We start from the raw sequence: 22478 nt of genomic DNA on the forward strand, positions 1-22478 counted from the left end.
AGCAAACCGACAGCGTTAGTTAAGCTTTATGCCCAATAAAAGTTCTTGAAAGGAGTGAACCGGGGGGAAGTTTCAAAATTAGGGATTTTTGGCGGGTATTTTTGAAATTATATCACTGAGGGGGAATAATTCATGCGTAATTTTATCCTAGCTTTTCAACACGTTTTAGCCATGTTTGGGGCCACGGTACTGGTGCCGCTGCTAACAGGGTTAAACCCTGGGGTAGCATTATTTACTGCCGGGGTAGGCACTTTGATATTTCACCTGATTACTGGTGGTAAGGTGCCGGTATTCTTAGGTTCATCCTTCGCATTCATCGCAGGAATATTGGCCGTCAAGGCTATCCCGGGCTTAGGAATAGCTCATGCTACCGGTGCTTTCATGGGCGTAGGTGTTGTGTACATCCTTATGGCAGCGTTAGTTTATTTTGTCGGTCCCGATAAGGTAAAGAAAGTCTTTCCGCCTATTGTTACCGGACCAATTATTATTGTAATCGGCTTAATCCTGGCCCCGGTTGCCGTGGGTATGGCAGCGGATCATTGGGCAGTGGCAATTATTACCATGGCAGCAGTTATTCTTACCGGTATTGTGGCTAAGGGTTTCTTCCGTTTCATTCCCATTATCACTGGTGTGATTGTTGGCTATCTAGCAGCTATGGCTTTTGGCTTGGTTGATATGACGCTGGTAGCTGAAGCAGCTTGGCTGCGACTGCCGGAATTTATGGCTCCAAAATTTTCCCTGCAGGCTTTTAGCATTATCGTTCCCATTGCTTTGGTAACCATGATTGAGCACATTGGCGATATAACTACCAATGGTGCCGTAGTGGGTAAAAATTTCTTCGATGAACCTGGCTTACACCGTACTTTGTTGGGTGACGGTATAGCTACCGCTTTTGCCGGTATTCTCGGTGGTCCCGCTAACACTACCTATGGTGAAAACACCGGTGTTTTGGCTGTGACCAAAAACTACAATCCACATATTTTGGAATTGGCGGCAGTCATCGCCTTACTATTAAGTTTTGTCGGTAAGTTTGGTGCCCTCATTCAGACCATTCCCCCTGCAGTTATGGGTGGCGTTAGTTTTATCCTTTTTGGTATGATCGCCAGTATCGGCGTCAAGACATTGGTAGATAGCGGCCCGGATTTGTCTAACCTGCGTAATTCTAGCGTGGTATTTATTATCTTGATTACTGGTATCATGGGTATTCTTGGAGAAAATAATCCGCTAATAATTAATATTACTACCCAGGCAAGCTTTTCTGGATTAAGTCTGGCTGCGGCCTTGGGGATTGTCCTAAACTTGGTTATAGGTTTACTTCCCATCCGGGAAGCGGAAGCTGATCCGATACATGAAACAGCGGGAACGCAGGTTCCCGTACCAGCCAAGAAAATTAATGAAAATTAAGCTCCTTCTTTGACCAGTGCGGCAAAAAAGGAGCGGGGTAAAAAAACCTCCCTGGTCCTGTAGGGAGGTTTTTTTAAAAAATTATCTAAAATCGTTTTGAAGCTGGAGGGATGAAACGTGAGATGGCAGCGTAAAGACCTGTTGGCATTAGAGCCATTAACTAGAGATGAGATTAATCTTATTCTCGACACCGCCGTACCGATGAAGGATATCATCCGGCGAGATATTAAGAAGGTGCCAACATTGCGTGGGCGTACTGTTATCAATCTATTTTACGAACCTAGCACCAGAACACGTACATCTTTTGAATTGGCAGGAAAATATATGGGGGCTGATACCGTCAACATTGCCGCTTCAGGCAGCAGCGTTGTCAAGGGAGAAACTCTTAAGGACACTGCCAAAACTATCCAAGTGATGGGTGCCGATGTGGTAATTCTTCGTCATGGTATGGCCGGAGCCCCGAAAATCTTGGCAGAAACAGTAACCAGCCGAGTCATTAATGCCGGGGATGGTACCCATGAACATCCAACCCAAGCCTTATTAGATTTGTTTACCATTCGGGAGAGTAAAGGAAGTATCGCGGGATTAACAGTGACAATTGTGGGAGATATCCTGCATAGCAGAGTTGCCCGCTCAAATATATGGGGTCTTACTAAACTGGGTGCAAAAGTTCGACTGGTAGCTCCGCCGACCTTGATGCCTCCCGGTATAGAACAATTGGGTGCGGAAGTTTTTTACCGCCCGGAGGAGGCCTTGGCAGGCAGCGATGTGGTGATGGCCCTGCGTATTCAGAAAGAGCGGCAACAAAAGGGCTTGTTTCCAAGTCTACGAGAATATGCCAAGATTTATGGTATTAATCAAGAACGATTGGCACTGGCGAAAGATGGTTGTCTCCTTTTGCATCCCGGACCTATTAACAGGGGTATTGAATTAAGTAATACGGTGGCGGATTCAATTCAGTCCCGCATCAATGAGCAAGTCACTAATGGTGTCGCTGTTCGTATGGCCATACTGTTTTTGTTAATGGGAGGTGGAAAAGGTGAAACTATTAATTAGGGGCGGTAGGATTATAGACCCTGCCCAAGCGATGGATAAAGTGACCGATATATTAGTTATAAACGGTAAAGTGGAGACAGTGGCCAATAACATTGAAGCGCGTGAAGGCATGAAAGAGATTGATGCTGAGGGATTGATTGTTTGTCCCGGCTTAATCGATGTCCATACTCACCTACGTGAACCGGGCCAAGAGCATAAAGAAACAGTATTTACCGGCGCTGCCGCCGCTGCTGCAGGAGGGTATACAGCTGTTTGCGCCATGCCTAACACTGACCCGGTAGCCGATAATCAGACAGTGGTATCCTTTGTGAAGCAAAGGGGAATTAATGCGCAATTGTCAAGGGTTTATCCCATTGCAGCCATTACCAAAGGCTCCCAGGGGCAGGAATTGACAGAGGTGGGTGACCTGGTTGGTGCCGGCGCAGTTGCTTTGTCTGATGATGGACAACCGGTGATGAACGCTGCGGTGATGCGGAGGGCACTTGAATATACTAAATTATTTAGTCTGCCTATTGTTTCCCATGCAGAAGACAAGACGTTATCTGCGGGTGGTGTGATGCATGAGGGAGAAGTTTCCACCCGGTTGGGGTTATCAGGCATTCCGGCGTTAGCTGAAGAAGTGGCAGTAATGCGTGACATCCTCTTAGCCGAGGCTACCGGCGGGCAGCTGCACTTGGCGCATATTAGTACTGTCGGTGCGGTAAATTTGGTGCGTCAAGCCAAACTTAGGGGGGCGAATATTACTGCCGAAGCGGCACCGCATCATTTCTCGCTTACTCACCAAGCAGTAGACGGGTATCATACCGATACTAAGGTCAATCCGCCGCTGCGTACCGAAGCGGATGTGGAAGCAGTTATTAAGGGATTGAGTGAAGGAACTTTGGATGTTATTGCCACGGACCATGCACCGCATTCAATGGAAGAAAAAGATGTAGAATTCGACTTGGCACCTTTTGGCCTGGTGGGCTTGGAAACCGCTTTGGCATTAGTGGTCTCTAAGTTGATTAGACCCGGTCACTTGAATTGGACTCAGGCAGTAACCCTCTTGAGCACTAATCCGGCGCGAATTTTCAAACTGCCGGGAGGGACACTAACGCCTGGCAGTGAGGCGGATATAACCATTATTAATCCTGATTTGGAACGCACCGTCACTAAGGAGCTGTTTAAATCTAAGGGGCGTAATACACCTTTTGACGGTTGGAAACTTCAGGGTTGGGCCGAATATACCATTGTCAGCGGCAAAATTATCTTTCAACGAAACTCAAAGGAGGGCTAATATGGACGCATATTTGGTGCTGGAAGACGGTGCCGTTTTTAAGGGTCGGGGATTTGGTGCTGCAGGTAAACGACATGGTGAAGTAGTTTTTAACACCAGCATGACCGGATACCAGGAAATTCTTACCGACCCATCTTATTGTGGGCAGATTGTTACCATGACTTACCCGCTAATTGGCAATTATGGTTTAAATGAAGAAGACTTTGAGTCAGTACGTCCCTATGTGACAGGGTACGTCGTCAGGGAACGTTGTCAGGTGCCCAGCAATTGGCGTTCGCTCGAAAACTTGGACGAGTTTCTAAAAAAGCACCAAATTGGTGGTATTGAGGGGATTGATACTCGAGCGCTGACCAGACGCCTGCGTACCAACGGCACAATGCGCGGGGTATTGGCAGTTGGCGATTGGGATGTGGCGGAATTGCTTAAAAGTGCCGGCCAACATGCACAATTGTCCGGCGAGAAGTTGGTGCCTCATGTGACAACTGATAAACCATATATCATCAAAGGGGATAAATTTAATGTTGTTTTGGTGGATTTTGGTGTCAAGCATAACATTATTCGCTGGTTGAGCCGAATCGGCTGTTCGGTGCAGGTGGTGCCTGCCACCACTTCGACCGCAGAGATTTTAGCTTTAGCACCGGACGGCGTAATGCTTTCAAACGGCCCCGGCGACCCGAAAGATGTGCCATATGGCGTGGAAACGGTAAAAGGGCTGTTGGGACACGTGCCGATATTCGGCATTTGTTTAGGTCATCAACTGTTAGGCATGGCCTTAGGAGCAACTACCTTCAAGCTGCCCTTTGGGCACCGCGGGGCCAACCATCCGGTAAAGGAATTTGCTTCCGGCAGGGTTTATATAACTTCTCAGAACCATGGCTATGCTATTGACCCTGACAGCGTCAAAGCAGAACGGGCTGAAGTAACTCATATCAATTTAAATGATAATACTGTTGAAGGGCTAAAGGCAGTGGGCCTGTCTGCCTTTAGCGTACAGTATCACCCCGAATCTTCCCCGGGGCCTACGGATAGTGAATACTTGTTTTATCAATTTTTCGATATGATTGAGCGGTTTCGCGGGAAGGGGGAACAATATGAAGCTTAAAGGATTACGAAAAGTTTTGGTTATTGGTTCCGGCCCAATAATAATCGGGCAGGCGGCAGAATTTGACTATGCCGGCACTCAGGCCTGCCATGCCTTGAGGGAAGAAGGTCTTGAGGTGGTGCTGGTAAACTCTAACCCTGCCACCATCATGACTGATAATAATGTGGCAGACCGGGTCTATATTGAACCCCTGACTCCGGAATTTGTTGCTAAGATAATTAAAAAAGAAAAACCTCAAGGGCTGCTGCCCACGTTAGGCGGTCAGGTGGGTTTGAATATCGCCCTGGAGTTAGCGCGTATGGGTGTTTTGGAAGAGGCAGGAGTTAAGCTTTTAGGTACTCCTTTAGAAGCTATAGAGAAGGCAGAGGATAGGGAAAAGTTTAAGAACATGATGCAGGAGATTGATGAACCCATCGCTGAAAGCAGCATTGTATCGTCAGTAGCTGACGCAGTTTCTTTCGCAGAGGAAATCGGTTACCCGGTAATCGTACGACCGGCGTATACCCTAGGCGGTACCGGCGGCGGGGTTGCCCAGAGCCGCAGCGAGTTAGAGGAAATTGCAGGACGAGGACTGAAGCACAGTCCAATTAAACAAATTCTAGTAGAGTTCTCTGTCGCCGGTTGGAAGGAGATAGAATACGAGGTAGTCAGAGATGCCAACAATAACTGTATTACCGTCTGCAACATGGAAAATATTGACCCGGTTGGTATTCATACGGGTGATAGTATTGTAGTTGCGCCGTCCCAGACTCTAGCGGACAGAGAATATCAACTGCTGCGGCGGGCATCGCTGAAGATTATTCGTGCCTTGGGTATTGAAGGTGGATGTAATATTCAATTCGCCTTAGATCCCTGTAGTTTTCAATACTATGTAATTGAAGTAAACCCTAGGGTAAGCCGATCCAGTGCCTTGGCGTCTAAGGCCACTGGTTATCCCATTGCCAAGGTTGCGGCAAAAATTGCCGCTGGTTTGACTTTGGACGAAATTCGTAATGCAGTGACAGGTAAAACCTATGCTTGTTTTGAGCCGGCATTGGATTATGTTGTGGTCAAAATCCCCCGTTTTCCCTTTGATAAATTTGCTTTTGCTGACCGCATTCTTAATACCCAGATGAAAGCGACCGGTGAAGTGATGGCCATTGACCGAACAATTGAGGGAGCGCTGCTTAAGGCGGTGCGCTCTTTAGAAATAGATACTACCGGATTTTGGAATGAGGGGTTGACCCAGGTAGGTGATGAAGAACTCAGGCTAGCATTGGCTAAGCAGGACGACCAACGGTTGTTTGTAGTGGCTGAGGCATTGCGCCGGGGTATAGACTCAGAAGAAATACATGGGGTTACCGGCATTGATATATTTTTCTTGGAAAAAATCAGGCACGTCATGTCAGAAGTTACTGCAGTTCAGGGGCTAAATATGGATCAATTAAGCCCCGACCAGTGGCGCAGTTTAAAACGATTAGGCGTGGCTGATGAGGATTTGGCAGTTTTTTTTAACACAACAGAGGAGTTAATTAGAAATCAACGTCTGGAAATGGGAATAAAGCCTGTCTATAAGATGGTAGATACTTGTGCGGCCGAATTTGAAGCAGAAACACCATATTTTTATTCTTGCTATGACAGCGAAGACGAAGCACTGCCGGAACAGCGTCAGAAAATTGTGGTGTTGGGGTCGGGACCGATTCGGATCGGTCAGGGGATTGAGTTTGATTATTGTTCTGTTCACTCGGTTTGGGCACTGCGTGATGCAGGAGTGCAGACCATAATTATCAATAATAATCCGGAAACTGTCAGTACGGATTTTGATACGGCGGACCGACTATATTTTGAGCCGCTGCGGCCGGAAGAAGTGTTGAATATTCTTGAACACGAACGACCGGATGGAGTTATTGTGCAGTTCGGCGGGCAAACTGCCATTAATTTGGCGGAACCTTTGGCCCGAGCGGGGTGGCAGATTTTAGGTACATCCTTGGAAGACATTGACCGAGCTGAGGACCGGGATAAATTTGAGCAGTTGTTAAACCGTTTAGAAATTCCCCGACCTTCGGGTAAAACCGCTATTTCCGTGTCTCAGGCGCAGACCATCGCGCAGGATATTGGTTTTCCGGTTCTGGTCCGCCCATCCTACGTACTGGGAGGGCGCGCTATGGAAATAGTTTATAATGAGGAAGAATTACTGCAGTATATGCATCACGCGGTGGAAGTATCGCCCCGTCACCCGGTGCTGGTAGACCAGTACCTTATGGGTACGGAAATGGAGGTAGATGCCGTTTCTGATGGTGATGAAGTATTAATACCCGGAATTATGGAGCATGTGGAGCGTGCGGGTGTTCATTCGGGAGATAGTATCGCCGTTTATCCGGCGCATAATATCAAGGACATTGTTCGGGAGCAGATCTTGGATTATACCCAAAAGCTGGCTAGAGGCCTTAGAATAAAAGGGTTATTAAACATTCAATATGTCGTTGACGAAGATAATAAGGTATTCGTCTTGGAAGTAAATCCCCGTTCCAGTCGTACTGTACCGTACTTAAGTAAGGTAACCGGTATTCCTATGATGAAGTTGGCAACGAAGGTGATATTAGGGGAAAATGTAAAAGAGCAGGGCTATGGCACAGGATTACTCAAACCACCAGAGCATGTAGCGGTAAAGGTGCCGGTATTTTCTTTTGCCAAGCTGTTGCAGGTGGACACTACTTTAGGACCGGAGATGAAGTCAACCGGGGAAGTAATGGGGATTGATTCCACCTTTGCCCGAGCCTTATATAAAGGATTGGTGGCAGCGGGCTGTGAGGTGCCGCAGCAGGGCAGCATCTTAGCTACAGTAGCTGATAAGGATAAGCAGGAAGCTCTGCCCCTTCTTGAAATTCTTGCTTCCATGGGTTACGAACTGGTAGCCACCAAAGGAACAGCGGAATTCCTGGCTGAGCAGGGGTTGAATGTGCAGACAGTAAATAAAATCCATCAGGGGTCGCCTAACATTGTAGATCTGATTAGGCGAGGGGATATCCATTTTGTGATTAACACCTTGACTAAGGGTAAGAAACCGGAAAGAGATGGGTTTAAAATTCGCCGGGCTGCAGTAGAGCATGGAATTCCTTGCCTGACTTCTTTAGATACGGTAAAAGTACTGCTGCATGTTCTCACTGCTATGCAGCGGGGTGAGGACTTAACGGTACAAGCAATGCAAGATTATATTCCATGGGAGGGAAATCACTGTGGAGTGTAATAAGGTAGAAATCTTGGCTGTGAAAGCGGTTTCTCAGCATTATTATCTGCTGACATTAATGGCCCCCCGCTTAGCCCGGTCAGTGAGGCCGGGGCAATTTGTGCAGGTGCGGGTGGCAGACGGGCTAGACCCACTGCTGAGAAGACCTTTTAGTGTTCATGATTGGGATGCTAAGCAGGGGACGGTAGCGCTGCTGGTGCAAGTCAGGGGCAAAGGTTCCAAAATGCTGGCAGATAAGCGACCCGGGGAACGATTGGATGTATTAGGGCCGTTGGGGCGAGGGTTTGAAATCAGTGAAACCAAGGGCAGGGCGTTGTTGGTGGGGGGAGGCATCGGTGCTGCACCATTATGGTCATTGGCGCGGCAATTAAAAGATAAAACTTGGGACTTGACAGTGCTGCTGGGAGCGTCAGCAGACAGTTTGCTGGTAAAGGCCGTCGATTTTTCCCACCTAGCTAATACGATAATCGCCACTGACGATGGTTCCGCCGGCATTAAGGGTAAAATAACGAAGCTGCTGCCGTTGGCGGCATCTGATTATAATCAGGTCTATGCCTGCGGACCAAAACCGATGCTCGCTGCATTAGCTGTCTGGACGAAAGCGGCAGGATTTCCGCTCCAAGTATCTTTAGACGAAGTAATGGCCTGCGGCATGGGGGTTTGTCTCGGCTGTGCACAGCCGGTAAAGCACAATAAATCTGTCAATTATGCAAAGGTATGCACCCAAGGGCCGGTGTTTGATGCAGATGAGGTGGTGTGGAATGAATAGTATTAACCTGACAACAAAGCTGGGAGCGCTGACACTGAAAAATCCGGTGGTTACGGCTTCCGGTACCTTTGGTTTTGGGTTAGAATACGCTCAACTTTTTGATATCGGTATGTTGGGCGGGGTAGTGGTAAAAGGATTGACCCTCAATCCGCGCCCGGGTAATCCACCGCCCCGTATAGTAGAAACGCCTGCAGGTTTATTAAATGCAATTGGTCTTGAAAACCCGGGGTTAGAGTCATTTTTGAGAGATACATTACCCTGTTTGAAGGAATATAACGTACCGGTAATAGTGAATATATCCGGCAATACCATTGATGAATACGCAGCCATGGCGGCGGGATTAAACGAAAGTGGTGTGCAGGCTGTGGAAGTGAATATCTCTTGTCCTAACGTTAAACAGGGCGGCATGGTATTTGGTACCAGTCCTGAGCAGGCTGCCCAGGTAACTGCTGCGGTACGGGCAAATACCGCCCTGCCTTTGATAGTGAAGCTGTCCCCAAATGTAACTGATATTGTAACCATTGCCCAGGGTGTTGCTGCAGCTGGCGCAGATGCAATTTCGCTGATCAACACTCTGCTGGGCATGGCAATCGATGTGCAGCGGAAACGGCCGGCGCTGGGGAATGTTTTTGGCGGATTGTCCGGGCCCGCTGTTAAGCCTGTGGCTTTAAGAATGGTATGGCAGGTGTCTCAGGCGGTTGAGCTGCCGATAATTGGTATGGGTGGTATTGCTTCAAGCCAAGATGCCTTGGAATTTATCTTAGCCGGCGCGAGTGCGGTGTCAGTAGGTACTGGAAACTTTATCAATCCCAAACTCACGGTGGAGATTATCGAAGGTTTGGCAGAATACTGTCGCGAAGAAGGTATTAACGATATCAGCGACCTGATAGGCGCAGCATGGAGGAGGCAGTGATGAAAAGAAAAGAGAGAAAACTGATACTGGCATTGGATACGGGCGATAGGCAGCGAGTAAATGACTTGGTTAAGCTGCTATATCCTAGGGTAGATTACTTCAAAGTGGGGCTTGAATTATTCACATCCTTCGGGCCGGAAATTGTCAGCCAGTTAAAACATCAAGGATGTAAAGTTTTTGTAGACTTAAAACTGCATGACATTCCAAATACAGTGGGTAGAGCGGCGGTCTCTTTAGCTAAAATGGGCGTTGATATGCTTAATATTCATTTATCAGGGGGAATAGGGATGAGCAGGGCTGCAGTAGAGGAAGTCCGGCATTATGCGGCGGAACAAGGGGTAGCAGCGCCTTTAATAATCGGTGTTACGGTACTTACCAGCACCGGAATGACGGACTACTCCTCTATGGGCTATACCGATACGCTGGAACGGCGGGTGGTTCGCCTAGCCCAGATGGGCAAGGAAGCTGGTTTGGATGGGGTTGTAGCCTCACCCCGCGAAGCACAATCGATTAGGGCAGCCTGCGGCCCCGATTTTGTTCTTGTTACACCAGGCATCAGACCACTATGGGCAGCAAAGAATGATCAGCAAAGAATTACGACACCGAAGGAAGCTCTAGATTTAGGTGCTGACTATCTAGTGGTGGGGAGGCCCATTACAGCGGCTCAAGACCCGCTCTCGGCGGCGGAAAAGATTTTGGCGGAAATGGAGGGAGAATAATGGAACGGATGTTGGATATTTTTAGACAGAGTGAGGCTTTGCTTGAAGGACACTTTATTTTGACTTCCGGTAAGCATTCTAACCGATATATTCAATGTGCCAAAGTACTTCAGTATCCTCATTATGCAGAAATTCTCGCGACAGAGTTAGCAGAACAGGTAAGAGGATATAATGCTTCGGTAGTAATCGGACCAGCCATGGGCGGCGTGGTATTAGCCCAAGAAGTGGGTGGGCAGTTAGGGGTACGCGCTATTTTTAGCGAGCGGGAGCAGGGTAATATGACCTTGCGCCGGGGTTTTGTAATTAATCCCGGTGAAAGAGTTTTAGTGGTGGAAGATGTAATAACCACCGGCGGTTCAGTAAAGGAAGTTGTCCAACTGGTTAAGGATGCCGGCGGTATTCCGGTAGCAGTGGCAGTATTGGTTAATAGAAGCGGAGGTAAGGGGAACTTTGGTATTCCATTACATCAGTTGATAAGCCTGGAGGCAGTTGCATACATGCCTGAACAATGTCCTCTTTGCGAAGGGGGCACTCCGGCGGTAAAACCGGGCAGCAGGAACATTGGTTCTTAATTGAGAGATACTTCCAAACTGTTGCCGAAAAACCCAAACATGTATAGAATGGTAATAGGTGATTTAAATGGAAAAGAAAGTGGTTTTATGTGTAATAGATTCCTTTAACCCTATAGTTTTGGAGGATTGTTTTCGCCGGGATTGGGTACCGGCGTTACAATTTTTGCGTAATAATGGTTTCTATCATAAGGACTGTGTGTCAGTTTTTCCTACCATGACGCCTACAGCGGCGGCATCCATTGCCACCGGGCACCACCCCGACCGTCATGGTATTGGCGGCTTTATTTGGTATCATCCCACTGAGAAACGGATTGTTAACTATGGTGCCACCCCGATGGCGATAAAGCAAATCGGCGCAAAACAGGTAATCAAAGAGTTAATATATAATCTCAATACCAGACATTTAAGTCCATCAATACCTACACTCTACGAAGCTTTGAATTCACAGGGTGTCTCCTCAGGCTGTATTAACTTCTTTGTGAACAGGGGTTATCACTCTTATGACGCCGTGATTCCTTTCAGCCTTCGTCTGCTGACGCGTTTTCAATTAAAGACCCAATCCATAAAGGGGCCGGATGAACTGATATTAGGAAAGGTAGTATGTCCTAAGTGGCTTAACCCGAAAGGTGCGCCGGCTGCACCATGGAATAAGTTTGGGGTTAATGACCTTTTTTCCGGATATGCTTTGAAAGAAATGATCAAAAAAGACAGACTTCCTTCGTTTACCTTAGCATATTTTCCTGATACTGACGCAATGGCTCACGACCATGGTCCGATGCGCACCCATAAGAGTATTCGGCGGGTGGATAGACAGCTGGCCGGGGTGCTTAATTTATTCGGCAGCTGGGATAAGGCATTGGAGGAGATTGCTTTTATAGTGGTGGGCGACCATTCCCAGACGCTAATTGGTAAAAGTCGGCGCCATTTGATTGATTTGGTTGAGAAGTTTGATAAGCTTGACCAATTGCGGTTGGGCAGCCGGCATCAAAATGAAACTCTGGCAATCAGTCCGAACGAACGTATGGCTATCGTAAATTTTCCCACGGGAGATACGGTCATTCGGGAAACGGTGATTAGAATTCTTGCCCGGGATTATCGTATTAGTCAGGTAATGTGGAAACAGGGTGACGAATATCGGGTGGTTCAGGGAGGAAGTGGTCGAAAATTAGCTTTCAAACCTGGCGGGAACTATTGGGATCGTTATAATCAGGATTGGTCCTGGCATGGGGACCTGAAGGTACTTGATATGAGGTTACAAGATTGTCAGCTGGTGGATGGAGATTACCCCAATGCATTTTATCGTGTCAAAGCGGCTTTGGAAAGCAGCCCCGGAGCGGTATTTTTATCGGCGTTACCCGGCTATGAGTTTAAAGGTGAACATGCTCCCCTTCATCCTGGCGGCGGTAGTCATGGTTCTCTGCATAAGGAGGATTCGTTAGTGCCCCTTATTATTGCCGGCTTGGAAAAGGATATTTCCAATCCCAGGATTACTTCCTTTATGTCCTATCTGACTGACCATTTTGCAGTAAAGCTTGAGCATCCGCAGAAACTAAAAACGGTAACATAACGCCCGACCGGGTTTTAGGGTCGGGTTTTGTTTTTTATCTTATTTATGAGATAGTGATTGAACCAAGGATAGGTCCGGCGTGGCATAAACTGTTTTTTGGTGGTCGTAGATGACCATACCCGGCTTAGCTCCCCGGGGTTTGCGTACATGTTTTACCAGTGTATAATCTACAGGCACATTGGCAGAGTCCTGTGCTTTGCTAAAATATGCCGCTAATAAAGCAGCCTCTTCCAAGGTGCTTTGGGGTACATCGTCTGATAAAACAATAACATGAGAGCCTGGTATATCTTTCACATGCAGCCATAAATGTTCCGGTTTAGCGGTTTTCAAAGTGATTAAATCGTTTTGCCGGTTGTTTTTACCCACCATAATGGGTATTTCGTCACTGGACAGGTATTGGCGAGGTTGAGAGTAAGGAATGTCGGCTTTTTTCTTTTGTTTCTTATTTTTAGTGTTTTTCTCTTCTATCAAAGCTAATTCAAGTAATTCCTGATAGATTTCCCTCAGGTCCGCTAAACTGTCGCTGGTGCTAATGGCCTGGTGGATGCTGCCCAGATAATCCAATTCGTTAGTTGCTTTTTTCAGGAAGTTGGCCGCAATTTTTCCACCTTGTTTAGCCTTGGCATATCGCTTAAAATACCGTTGGGCGTTTTCTGAAGGACTGAAATTAACCTTTAACGGTACTGTAACAGATTCCCCGGTATAAAAGTTTTCTGCCGTAAGCTCTTGTTGGCCCCGATGCATTTGGTAAATATTAGCGGTGATAATCTCGCCGAATAGACGCATTTGTTCTGCATCTGAAGCATCTTGCAACTTTTGCTTATTAATAGCAATTTTTTTGGAAGTATGAGACATTGCTTTTTCCGTTTGAACTTGAAGCAAATGCCTTAATTCTTTGAATTGCTGTTCCTGGCGTTTGGCTTGGAAATACCTGTCCAAAGCCTGGTTAGCGGAGGGCAGTTGTTCCTTTTCTCCGTTAAGGTGCTGCAGATTGAAGATGCTGTACGCCGTATAACCGTCTTTATTCCTTATCAAGGTCGGCTGATATGAATTGTTTTTGGCTTCCTGCAGCAATTCTTGGAGTGACTGCCACAGGCGGCTGAATTCATATTGGCCGCATTGATCAACTGTTATCGTTGAAGATAGATCTGCCCGGTCAACTGCCTCTTTACAACTTTGAGGGCTGAAACCGGCCAAAATAATCAGCAGGGCGCGGTGAAGCTGTTTGTCCAGGCCCACTCGGAATAACATCTCGACCATCATATCCTCAGTGAGACTGAAGGGGTCAAGTTTTTCCTGGGCCGGCGGCGGGATATAGGGAAGCCCGGGAAGCACCTCGCGATAATGGTTAGTAGCACCGGAAAAACGTTTCGCAGAATCCATTATCTGCATAGTTTCATTCAGAAGCAGGATGTTGCTATGTTTACCCATCAGCTCACATTGAAGTATGCGGGTGGTGGGTTCGCCGAACTCGTCAAAGGCAGCAATTTTCAAGCTAACCATTCGTTCTAAGCCATGTTGTTCAAAGTTTACTATTCTACCGCCTTCTAAATGTTTACGGAGCAGCATACAAAACGCCGGCGGCTGCAGTGGATTAGTAAAATGATCTTCTGTGATGTGCAGACGTGCTCCGTCCGACGCAGCTGATATCAATAAACGGCGGTTTTCCCGCCCAGAGCGGATGTGCATGAGCAGCATTTGTTTGGTGGGTTGATAGATTTTATCTATCCGACCGTTAACAAGTTCCTTATTTAGTTCCTTTGTTACCACATGAAGCATTAAACCATCAAATGCCATTATCTTACCTCGCAGTATCTATTGGTCTCTTTGTCAGTATATCTTGTTTAATGAAACAGTGCAATTCAACCAGTTGCTAAGAAAATCTCAAAAATGAGAGTTTTTAATTGGGGATCCAATCGTGGAATTTTAGCAAAAAACAAAAAAATTGTTATTTGTAAAGGAAAGTGGTATCTTTTAAAGAACTAATAAATTATATATGTCTATTATCAAAGTTTGTTATGCTGTATGCAGAAACCGGGCTGTGGGGCACTGCGGCCTGAGTATACTGATAAAACCTATAGAAAAAGAAAAGGGAGTGATGCTAAGTGGGAAAAACTATTAAGACGATGGATGGTAATACTGCTGCTGCTCATGTGGCGTATGCCTTTACTGATGTAGCAAGTATTTACCCAATCACACCGTCTTCGCCTATGGCTGAGGTGATTGACGAGTGGAGCGCCCACGGAAGAAAGAATATTTTCGGCCAAGAAGTCAGTGTGGTGGAACTGCAATCTGAGGCTGGAGCAGCCGGGGCGGTACATGGCTCATTAAGTGCCGGAGCATTGACCACAACCTTCACAGCTTCTCAGGGGTTATTGTTGATGGTGCCAAACATGTATAAGATTGCGGGTGAAATGCTTCCAGGGGTATTTCATGTAAGTGCTCGCGCTTTGGCTTCTCACGCTCTGTCCATCTTTGGCGACCATTCTGATGTAATGGCCTGCCGGCAGACCGGTTTTGCCATGCTGGCCTCAGGCAGCGTTCAGGAAGTTGCGGACCTTGCTGGAGTAGCACATTTGGCCTCCATCAAGTCAAGACTACCATTTATGCACTTTTTTGATGGTTTCCGTACCTCTCATGAGGTACAAAAGGTTGAAGTGCTTGATTACGAAGATCTTGCCAAATTGACGGATATGGACGCCGTCAAGCGGTTTAGACAAGATGCTTTAAACCCTGCACACCCGGTTACCAAGGGTACGGCTCAAAACCCGGATATTTTCTTCCAGGCCAGAGAAGCATCTAATAAGTTTTATGATGAACTGCCTGACATAGTCAATGAATACTTACAGGAAATCAGCAAGTTGACCGGTCGGGAGTATCGACCGTTTAACTACTATGGTGCTCCTGACGCGGACCGAGTGATTATCGCTATGGGCTCTGTTTGTGATACCATCGAAGAAACTGTTGACTACCTGTTGGCTAAAGGAGAAAAAATTGGTGTAATTAAAATCCATTTATACCGGCCCTTCTCCGAGAAATACCTGCTGCAGGTAATGCCTGAAACGGTAGAAAAAATCGCGGTGATGGACAGGACTAAAGAACCGGGTGCCGGTGGAGAACCTCTTTATCAAGATATCCGGTCACTGTTCTATCGAAAGGAAAAGGCACCATTAGTAGTGGGGGGGCGTTATGGTCTTGGTTCAAAGGATACCACTCCTGCCCAAATCAAAGCAGTATTTGACAATTTAAAACAGGATCAGCCTAAGGACGACTTTACAGTAGGCATTGTCGATGATGTAACGTATACATCTTTGCCGGTGGGTGAAAAGATTAATACTATCCCCGCGGGAACAATCAGCTGCAAATTTTGGGGTTTAGGTTCTGATGGTACTGTTGGTGCTAATAAAGAAGCGATCAAAATCATCGGTGATAATACTGACATGTATGCTCAAGGATATTTTGCCTATGACTCGAAAAAGTCCGGCGGTGTGACAATCTCCCACTTGAGATTTGGCAAAAATGCCATCAAATCCACTTATTTGATAGAGCAGGCGGACTTCGTGGCTTGTCATAATCAATCCTATGTTTACAAATATGATGTGGTGGACGGACTGAAGTCCGGCGGCACATTCCTTTTGAACTGCCAGTGGACTGCTGATGAGCTAGAAGAAAATCTTCCCGCATCCTTAAAAAAATACTTGGCGGAAAACGATATCAACTTTTACATTATTAATGCCGTAGACATTGCTAGGAATGTTGGCCTTGGTGGTCGAATCAACATGATCATGCAGTCTTCATTTTTTAAGTTGACTGAAGTAATTCCTTTGGATGATGCAGCGAAGTATTTGAAGGATGCAATTAAAAAAGCCTATGGTAAAAAGGGTGACCAAATTGTCCAAATGAATTGGCAGGCGGTTGACCAAGGCATCGAGGCAGCACAAAAGATTGATATTCCTCAATCCTGGGCGGACGCTGAGGACGCGGCTGCGGCCACGGCTGAAGAAGAAGTGCCTGAGTTTGTTAAAAATGTTATGGTACCTATGAACCGCTTAGAGGGGGACAAACTTGCGGTAAGCACCTTTGTCGGTCGGGAAGACGGTTCTTTCCCTCAAGGTACAGCAGCATACGAGAAACGAGGCATTGCAGTACAAGTACCCCGGTGGACTGGAGAAGGATGCATCCAGTGTAACGATTGCTCATTGGTATGTCCTCATGCGGCGATCAGACCGGTACTGTTAACGAAGGAAGAGGCGGACAAAGCACCGGCAGGTTTTGACACAGCAGATGCTATCGGTAAGAAGTTTGCCGCTCATCAGTTCCGGGTGCAGGTAAGTCCTTTAGATTGTTCCGGTTGTGAAAACTGCGTAAATGCTTGCCCGGTAGAGAATGCTTTAGAACTAGAAGATCTAAATAGTGCAGCGGCAGCACAGAATAGCAATTGGAAATTTGCTCAGACTGTCAGCAGTAAGGCTGACTTAGCCGGAAATAATACCACTAAGGGAACTCAATTTTCCCAACCGCTCTTGGAATTTTCCGGTGCTTGTGCCGGTTGTGGGGAGACTCCTTATGCCAAACTATTAACGCAGCTCTTCGGTGACCGGATGATGATCGCTAATGCTACCGGTTGTTCCTCCATCTGGGGAGGTTCGGCTCCGGCAACGCCATATTGCACTAATGCAGAAGGGAAAGGTCCAGCTTGGGCTAATTCACTCTTTGAGGATAACGCGGAATACGGCTTTGGTATGTTCCTTGGTGCCAAGCAAATTAGGCACAGACTGACTGACTTAGTAAAACAGGCCGTAGAGCAAGATATTTCTTCTGAATTAAAGACTGGTTTTCAAGAGTGGCTTGAGGGCAAAGATAATGCCGATGCATCTAAAGCTGCGGCTAAAAAGATTGTTTCCCAGTTGAAAGCTGACAGCGACAGTGCCGTATTGGCAGAAATATTTGAGAAGCAAGATTATCTGATTAAACAATCTCAATGGATTTTTGGTGGTGACGGCTGGGCTTACGATATTGGCTACGGCGGTTTAGACCATGTATTGGCATCCGGTGAAAATGTAAATGTATTCGTATTTGATACCGAGGTTTATTCTAATACCGGTGGTCAGGCGTCCAAAGCATCACCTACTGCAGCAGTGGCTAAATTTGCTGCAGCCGGTAAGAGAACAAAGAAAAAGGATTTAGGTATGATGGCCATGAGTTACGGTTATGTCTACGTTGCTCAGGTAGCTATGGGCAGCAGCAAGTCGCAACTGTTAAAAGCAGTTAAAGAAGCTGAAAGCTATGACGGGCCTTCTTTGATTATCGCCTATGCACCATGTATTAATCACGGTATTAAGGGTGGTTTGACCAATACCCAGCTGCAGGAGAAAAAAGCTGTGGAAGCCGGCTATTGGCATTTATATCGCTTCAACCCGTTATTGAAAGAAGAAGGTAAAAATCCCTTTAGTCTGGACTCTAAGGAGCCCAAGGGTTCCTTCCGTGACTTCCTGCTTAGCGAAGTACGCTATTCCTCGCTGGTAAAGACCTTCCCCGAAGCTGCGGAAGCCTTATTTGAAAAAGCAGAGCGGGATGCGAAAGAGCGTTACAAAAACTATAAGCAGTTAGATGCTTAAGACTAGGCAGTAGGACACATTAGTTTCAAAACAACCGCCCTTTTCTCTAGAGAAAAGGGCGGTTCTTTCTACGAGGAGGTTTAAAATGAAATACCAGGAGGCAGGTATCGGCCGTACATTTGTATTGCGTTTAGAACACGAAGATCGACTGCCGGACACGTTGGAGCTCTTTGCACAAAAGAAAGGAATTCAATCGGGATTGGTCTTTTTCTTGGGCGGGGCCGCAGGAGATAGTAAGGTGGTAGTTGGTCCTGAAGATGGCTTAGCCGACCGAATTGTACCTATGATTACCTCACTTGCCGGCACCAGTGAGGCGCTGGGAGTGGGCACGATTTTTCAAAATACAGCAGGAACAGCTAAGCTGCATCTGCATTCCGCCTTTGGGCGGGGAGAAGAGACGGTTACCGGTTGCACCAGGGAAGGGGTAGACATCTGGCATATTGGCGAAGTGGTAATCCTGGAACTAGTGGGAATTAACGCTGAGAGACAAATTGACCGGGAAACCGGCTTTGAACTGTTGGAATTAAAGGAATAAAACATGCCTGTCATTTTTTCGCTAAGCCCCGAATATCAATGATTAAAGACTAGCTATTTGTGACGGGGGGAAAGGTATGGGAGAAAATTGGTACAATCTTGAAGTGGAAGAAAGTATGAAGAAGTTGAAGACCTCAGCAAAAGGACTAAAAGAAAAGGAAGCGAAAAAACGGCTGGAACAGTATGGGCCTAATCGGATAAAGGAACAAAAGGGCAAGTCGCCGGTATTGATGTTTTTAGGTCAGTTTACTGACTTTATGGTACTGGTGTTAATTGCTGCCACTGTGATTTCGGTAATGCTGGGTGAGATAGCCGATGCAGTGACCATCTTGGCAATCATTATTTTAAATGCCGTATTGGGTTTCATCCAGGAGTTCAGAGCGGAAAAATCCATGGAAGCGTTGAAACAACTTACTGCACCCGAGGCTAAGGTGATGCGAAACGGCGAGGAAACAAAAATACCGGCCGCCAAATTAGTCCCCGGCGATATTATAATACTGGACACCGGTGATAGAATTCCGGCGGACTGCCGTCTTTTAGAAGGAAGTAACCTTCAGTTGGAGGAATCTGCTCTCACAGGCGAATCAGTACCGGTGAAAAAAGTCAACAGTGTCATCACCGACAATCGGGTGGCATTAGGTGACCAGGAGAATATGCTATTTATGGGTACCAGTATAACTCGGGGCAGGGGGCACGCCCTGGTAGTGGGAACGGGAATGAATACAGAGATGGGTAATATCGCAGGCATGATGCAGGAAGTGGGAGACAGCGAAACCCCGCTGCAGCGCAGGTTAGCGGGGTTGGGCCGATGGCTGGTATTTTTCTGTATTTTGGTGTGCGTGGTGGTGGTAGTAACCGGTATACTCCGCGGAGAGCCTGTTTATCGTATGTTTCTGGCCGGGGTAAGTCTGGCAGTGGCAGCTATTCCTGAAGGGCTTCCCGCCATAGTTACCGTAGCACTGGCTATCGGTGTACAAAAGATGATTCGCCGCAATGCAGTTGTTCGGCGGCTGCCGGCGGTAGAGACTCTGGGTTGTGCTACTGTAATATGTTCCGATAAAACTGGCACGCTGACCCAAAACCAGATGACGGTACGCCGCTTATGGCTGGGCAAAGAACATGAAGTCAGCGGTGACGGATACGAACCCAAGGGTGAATTTTCTATCTTGGGGAAGAGGGTAAAGCCTAAAGGACAGTTGGAAACAGCATTAAAAATTGCTGCGGTATGTAATAATTCTAATTTAACTAAAAACGGGATTAAGGTTGGCGGCTTGTTTCGTAAAAAAGAGTCCACTTGGCATATTAACGGTGACCCTACTGAAGGAGCACTATTGGTAATGGCAGCCAAAGGAGGAATTTGGAGGGAAAGTGTAGAAAAGAAAGAACAGCGTATTTATGAATTGCCCTTTGATTCCGACAGAAAACGTATGACTGTTGTTATGGAAGATGGCAAAGGAAATAGGACTGCTTATACCAAAGGCGCTCCGGATGTGATATTAAAGCGATGCAGCCATTTCCTGCAAGATGGAGAAGTTCGGGTAATGGACAGCAAAATGCGAGATGTTATTAGCGATGAGAACACGCTGCTGGCAGGCCAGGCACTCCGTGTGCTTGCTCTAGCCTATCGACCTGCTGACCGGTTGGACGAAGAGGAACTTGAGTCGGAAATGGTCTTTGTGGGGCTCGCAGGAATGATAGACCCACCTAGGCCCGCGGCGGTAAAAGCAATCGACACCTGTAAACAGGCCGGGATTATGCCGGTGATGATTACAGGTGACCATCAAGCCACTGCTTGGGCCATTGCTCGGGAGATGGGTCTGCTTACCGGGGATAAAAAGGTACTTACCGGCAACCAGCTGGACCTTTTATCTGACCAGGACTTAGCCGGAGAAGTAGAACAGGTGGCGGTATATGCCAGGGTATCGCCTCAGCATAAACTACGAATTGTGCGGGCATTAAAGGACAAGGGTCATGTAGTAGCTATGACTGGTGACGGTGTTAATGATGCGCCAGCGGTGAAGGAAGCAGACATCGGTGTCGCCATGGGTAAGACAGGTACCGACGTTACCCGGGAAGCATCAGACATGGTGCTCACCGATGATAATTTTGCTACTATTGTGGCGGCCATTGAAGAAGGCCGCGCCATTTATGATAATATCCGCAAGTTTATCCGTTACCTCCTATCATGTAATGTAGGTGAAGTACTGACCATGTTTTTTGCAGCTTTGGCGGGACTGCCCCTTCCACTGCTGCCCATTCAGATATTATGGGTGAATCTGGTCACTGACGGATTACCTGCTATGGCGTTAGGGGTAGATAATGCGGATAAGGATGTTATGCTGAGGTCGCCTAGACATCCTAAGGAAAGTATTTTTTCCCGGGGTTTGGCTTCGAAGATTATGTCTAGAGGTTTTCAGATTGGGTTAGGCACACTGTTGGTGTTTACCCTGGGCGTGTGGTTGGGTGACGGTGAACTGGCTGCTGCAAGAACCATGGCTTTTGCCACCCTGGTTTTCTCTCAGCTGTTTCATGTCTTCGATTGCAAGTCGGAACGGTACTCGCTTTTTCAGGTAGGTGTTTTTTCCAATTCCTTTTTGGTAATTGCAGTGACCTGTTCTGTGATAATGCAGCTAAGTGTAATTTATCTGCCATTTTTCCAGCCAATCTTTAAGACTGTGCCCTTAAATTTGTTTCATTGGTGCGTAATTTTACTGGCTGCAGGATGGCGTACCTTTGGGTTGGCCATATACCATTATGCTTGGCGCCCGCTGGCTCGAAGGTTGGTATTTTTAAAGGCATAAAATTACCTGTGGCGGTAATAATGACAATGACCGATATGTTTCGGGAGGTAAGCAATGATGGACTTTATCAAAATGCACGGTTTGGGAAATGACTTTATCATGGTAAATGATATGGACGAAAATATTGCGGAAGGGCGTTTGCCGGAGCTAGCGACAAAATTATGTGATCGTAAGTTCGGTATCGGTGCTGACGGTTTGGTGTTGATGCTGCCGTCCACGCAGGCGGATGTACGCATGCGAATTTTTAATCCAGATGGCTCAGAGCCGGAAATGTGCGGCAATGCCATTCGTTGTTTCGCCAAACTGGCCTGGGAAGAAGGAACGGTAAAAAAAGAGGCTCTAACCGTAGAAACTTTAGCCGGTATTATTAAACCCCGACTGCTGCTAAAGGGTAGTGACATAGAAGCAGTACGTGTGGATATGGGAGAGCCCCGCCTAGAGCGCGGGGAAATCCCCATGTCCGGGACCGGGACAAGTCCTGTAGCAGGAGAAACCATCAATCTGGCTGATGGTAAGAATTTCCAGTTTACTGCTGTATCAATGGGCAATCCCCACTGTATAATTTTTGTGGACGATATGAATACAGTACAGTTAAAAAATTGGGGAGCCGAACTGGAAAAACACCCGCTCTTTCCTAAAAAGACAAATGTGGAATTTGTGGAGGTTGTCAACGATAGTCATGTTAAAATGCGGGTCTGGGAGCGGGGTGCAGGCGAGACACTAGCCTGTGGTACCGGCGCCTGTGCCACAGGTGTGGCAGCGGCACTGAATAAACACACCGGCCGCAAGGTAACTGTCTCCTTAACAGGAGGAGATTTAGTAATTGAATGGGATGACAAGACTAACCACGTGTACATGACCGGGCCGGCAGCCAAAGTATTTACCGGCCGGGTAGAAATAAAGGAGGAGATTTAAATCAAC

General features: G+C 47.0%; 15 protein-coding genes. 14 read left to right on the forward strand and 1 reads right to left on the reverse strand.

Going from position 1 to position 22478, the window contains the following annotated elements:
• Positions 1-132 precede the first annotated feature (132 nt).
• The 10 genes from MFMK1_RS09530 (at position 133) to MFMK1_RS09575 (ending at position 12604) form a co-directional block, all read left to right on the forward strand.
• Complete coding sequence (locus MFMK1_RS09530; protein ID WP_366921482.1) at positions 133-1404, forward strand: uracil-xanthine permease family protein; 1272 nt, start codon at positions 133-135, stop codon at positions 1402-1404.
• 117 nt (positions 1405-1521) lie between these two features.
• Complete coding sequence (locus MFMK1_RS09535) at positions 1522-2460, forward strand: aspartate carbamoyltransferase catalytic subunit (protein WP_366921483.1); 939 nt, start codon at positions 1522-1524, stop codon at positions 2458-2460.
• Positions 2444-3736, forward strand: a complete 1293-nt coding sequence (locus MFMK1_RS09540) for a dihydroorotase (RefSeq protein ID WP_366921484.1) — start codon at positions 2444-2446, stop codon at positions 3734-3736. Before MFMK1_RS09535 ends, MFMK1_RS09540 begins: the two co-directional genes overlap by 17 nt.
• A 1-nt stretch (position 3737) precedes the next feature.
• On the forward strand, positions 3738-4838 hold the full coding sequence (carA, locus tag MFMK1_RS09545) for a glutamine-hydrolyzing carbamoyl-phosphate synthase small subunit (RefSeq protein ID WP_366921485.1): 1101 nt from the start codon (positions 3738-3740) through the stop codon (positions 4836-4838).
• Positions 4828-8064 carry a carbamoyl-phosphate synthase large subunit gene (gene carB / locus MFMK1_RS09550; RefSeq protein ID WP_366921486.1) on the forward strand — a complete coding sequence of 1079 codons (3237 nt, stop codon included), beginning with the start codon at positions 4828-4830 and terminating at the stop codon, positions 8062-8064. Before carA ends, carB begins: the two co-directional genes overlap by 11 nt.
• Positions 8054-8833 (forward strand): dihydroorotate dehydrogenase electron transfer subunit, encoded by a 780-nt coding sequence (locus MFMK1_RS09555; RefSeq protein WP_366921487.1) that lies wholly within the window; start codon positions 8054-8056, stop codon positions 8831-8833. The genes carB and MFMK1_RS09555 overlap by 11 nt, the downstream gene beginning before the upstream one ends.
• Positions 8826-9746: a dihydroorotate dehydrogenase gene (locus MFMK1_RS09560; protein WP_366921488.1), complete on the forward strand. Its 921-nt coding sequence runs from the start codon at positions 8826-8828 to the stop codon at positions 9744-9746. The genes MFMK1_RS09555 and MFMK1_RS09560 overlap by 8 nt, the downstream gene beginning before the upstream one ends.
• Positions 9746-10465: an orotidine-5'-phosphate decarboxylase gene (gene pyrF / locus MFMK1_RS09565; RefSeq protein ID WP_366921489.1), complete on the forward strand. Its 720-nt coding sequence runs from the start codon at positions 9746-9748 to the stop codon at positions 10463-10465. The genes MFMK1_RS09560 and pyrF overlap by 1 nt, the downstream gene beginning before the upstream one ends.
• Complete coding sequence (gene pyrE, locus MFMK1_RS09570; protein ID WP_366921490.1) at positions 10465-11037, forward strand: orotate phosphoribosyltransferase; 573 nt, start codon at positions 10465-10467, stop codon at positions 11035-11037. Before pyrF ends, pyrE begins: the two co-directional genes overlap by 1 nt.
• Positions 11038-11104: 67 nt before the next feature.
• Positions 11105-12604, forward strand: coding sequence for an alkaline phosphatase family protein (locus tag MFMK1_RS09575; RefSeq protein ID WP_366921491.1), 1500 nt, complete (start codon positions 11105-11107; stop codon positions 12602-12604).
• A 39-nt stretch (positions 12605-12643) separates the two neighbouring features.
• Here the strand turns inward: MFMK1_RS09575 and MFMK1_RS09580 are convergent, their stop codons facing one another.
• Positions 12644-14401, reverse strand: coding sequence for an Rqc2 family fibronectin-binding protein (locus MFMK1_RS09580; RefSeq protein ID WP_366921492.1), 1758 nt, complete (start codon positions 14399-14401; stop codon positions 12644-12646).
• A 308-nt stretch (positions 14402-14709) separates the two neighbouring features.
• Between MFMK1_RS09580 and nifJ the strand changes: the two genes are divergently transcribed.
• The 4 genes from nifJ (at position 14710) to dapF (ending at position 22472) form a co-directional block, all read left to right on the forward strand.
• Entirely contained in the window at positions 14710-18222 is a 3513-nt protein-coding gene (nifJ, locus tag MFMK1_RS09585) for a pyruvate:ferredoxin (flavodoxin) oxidoreductase (protein ID WP_366921493.1), read from the forward strand.
• Between the two features lie 85 nt (positions 18223-18307).
• Positions 18308-18757, forward strand: a complete 450-nt coding sequence (locus MFMK1_RS09590; RefSeq protein ID WP_366921494.1) for a PPC domain-containing DNA-binding protein — start codon at positions 18308-18310, stop codon at positions 18755-18757.
• Positions 18758-18833: 76 nt separating this feature from the next.
• Entirely contained in the window at positions 18834-21557 is a 2724-nt protein-coding gene (locus MFMK1_RS09595; protein WP_428846263.1) for a calcium-transporting P-type ATPase, PMR1-type, read from the forward strand.
• Between the two features lie 57 nt (positions 21558-21614).
• On the forward strand, positions 21615-22472 hold the full coding sequence (gene dapF, locus MFMK1_RS09600) for a diaminopimelate epimerase (RefSeq protein ID WP_366924914.1): 858 nt from the start codon (positions 21615-21617) through the stop codon (positions 22470-22472).
• Positions 22473-22478 lie beyond the last annotated feature (6 nt).

The sequence above is a fragment of the Metallumcola ferriviriculae genome, from assembly GCF_035573695.1.
GTDB lineage: Bacteria > Bacillota > JADQBR01 > JADQBR01 > JADQBR01 > Metallumcola > Metallumcola ferriviriculae.

Coding starts and splice junctions, on each gene's coding strand:
- MFMK1_RS09530 (WP_366921482.1), top strand. CDS start 133: ATGCGTAATTTTATCCTAGCTTTTCAACACGTTTTAGCCATGTTTGGG.
- dapF (WP_366924914.1), top strand. CDS start 21,615: ATGGACTTTATCAAAATGCACGGTTTGGGAAATGACTTTATCATGGTA.
- MFMK1_RS09595 (WP_428846263.1), top strand. CDS start 18,834: ATGGGAGAAAATTGGTACAATCTTGAAGTGGAAGAAAGTATGAAGAAG.
- MFMK1_RS09560 (WP_366921488.1), top strand. CDS start 8,826: ATGAATAGTATTAACCTGACAACAAAGCTGGGAGCGCTGACACTGAAA.
- pyrF (WP_366921489.1), top strand. CDS start 9,746: ATGAAAAGAAAAGAGAGAAAACTGATACTGGCATTGGATACGGGCGAT.
- pyrE (WP_366921490.1), top strand. CDS start 10,465: ATGGAACGGATGTTGGATATTTTTAGACAGAGTGAGGCTTTGCTTGAA.
- MFMK1_RS09590 (WP_366921494.1), top strand. CDS start 18,308: ATGAAATACCAGGAGGCAGGTATCGGCCGTACATTTGTATTGCGTTTA.
- carB (WP_366921486.1), top strand. CDS start 4,828: ATGAAGCTTAAAGGATTACGAAAAGTTTTGGTTATTGGTTCCGGCCCA.
- MFMK1_RS09575 (WP_366921491.1), top strand. CDS start 11,105: ATGGAAAAGAAAGTGGTTTTATGTGTAATAGATTCCTTTAACCCTATA.
- MFMK1_RS09580 (WP_366921492.1), bottom strand. CDS start 14,401: ATGGCATTTGATGGTTTAATGCTTCATGTGGTAACAAAGGAACTAAAT.
- carA (WP_366921485.1), top strand. CDS start 3,738: ATGGACGCATATTTGGTGCTGGAAGACGGTGCCGTTTTTAAGGGTCGG.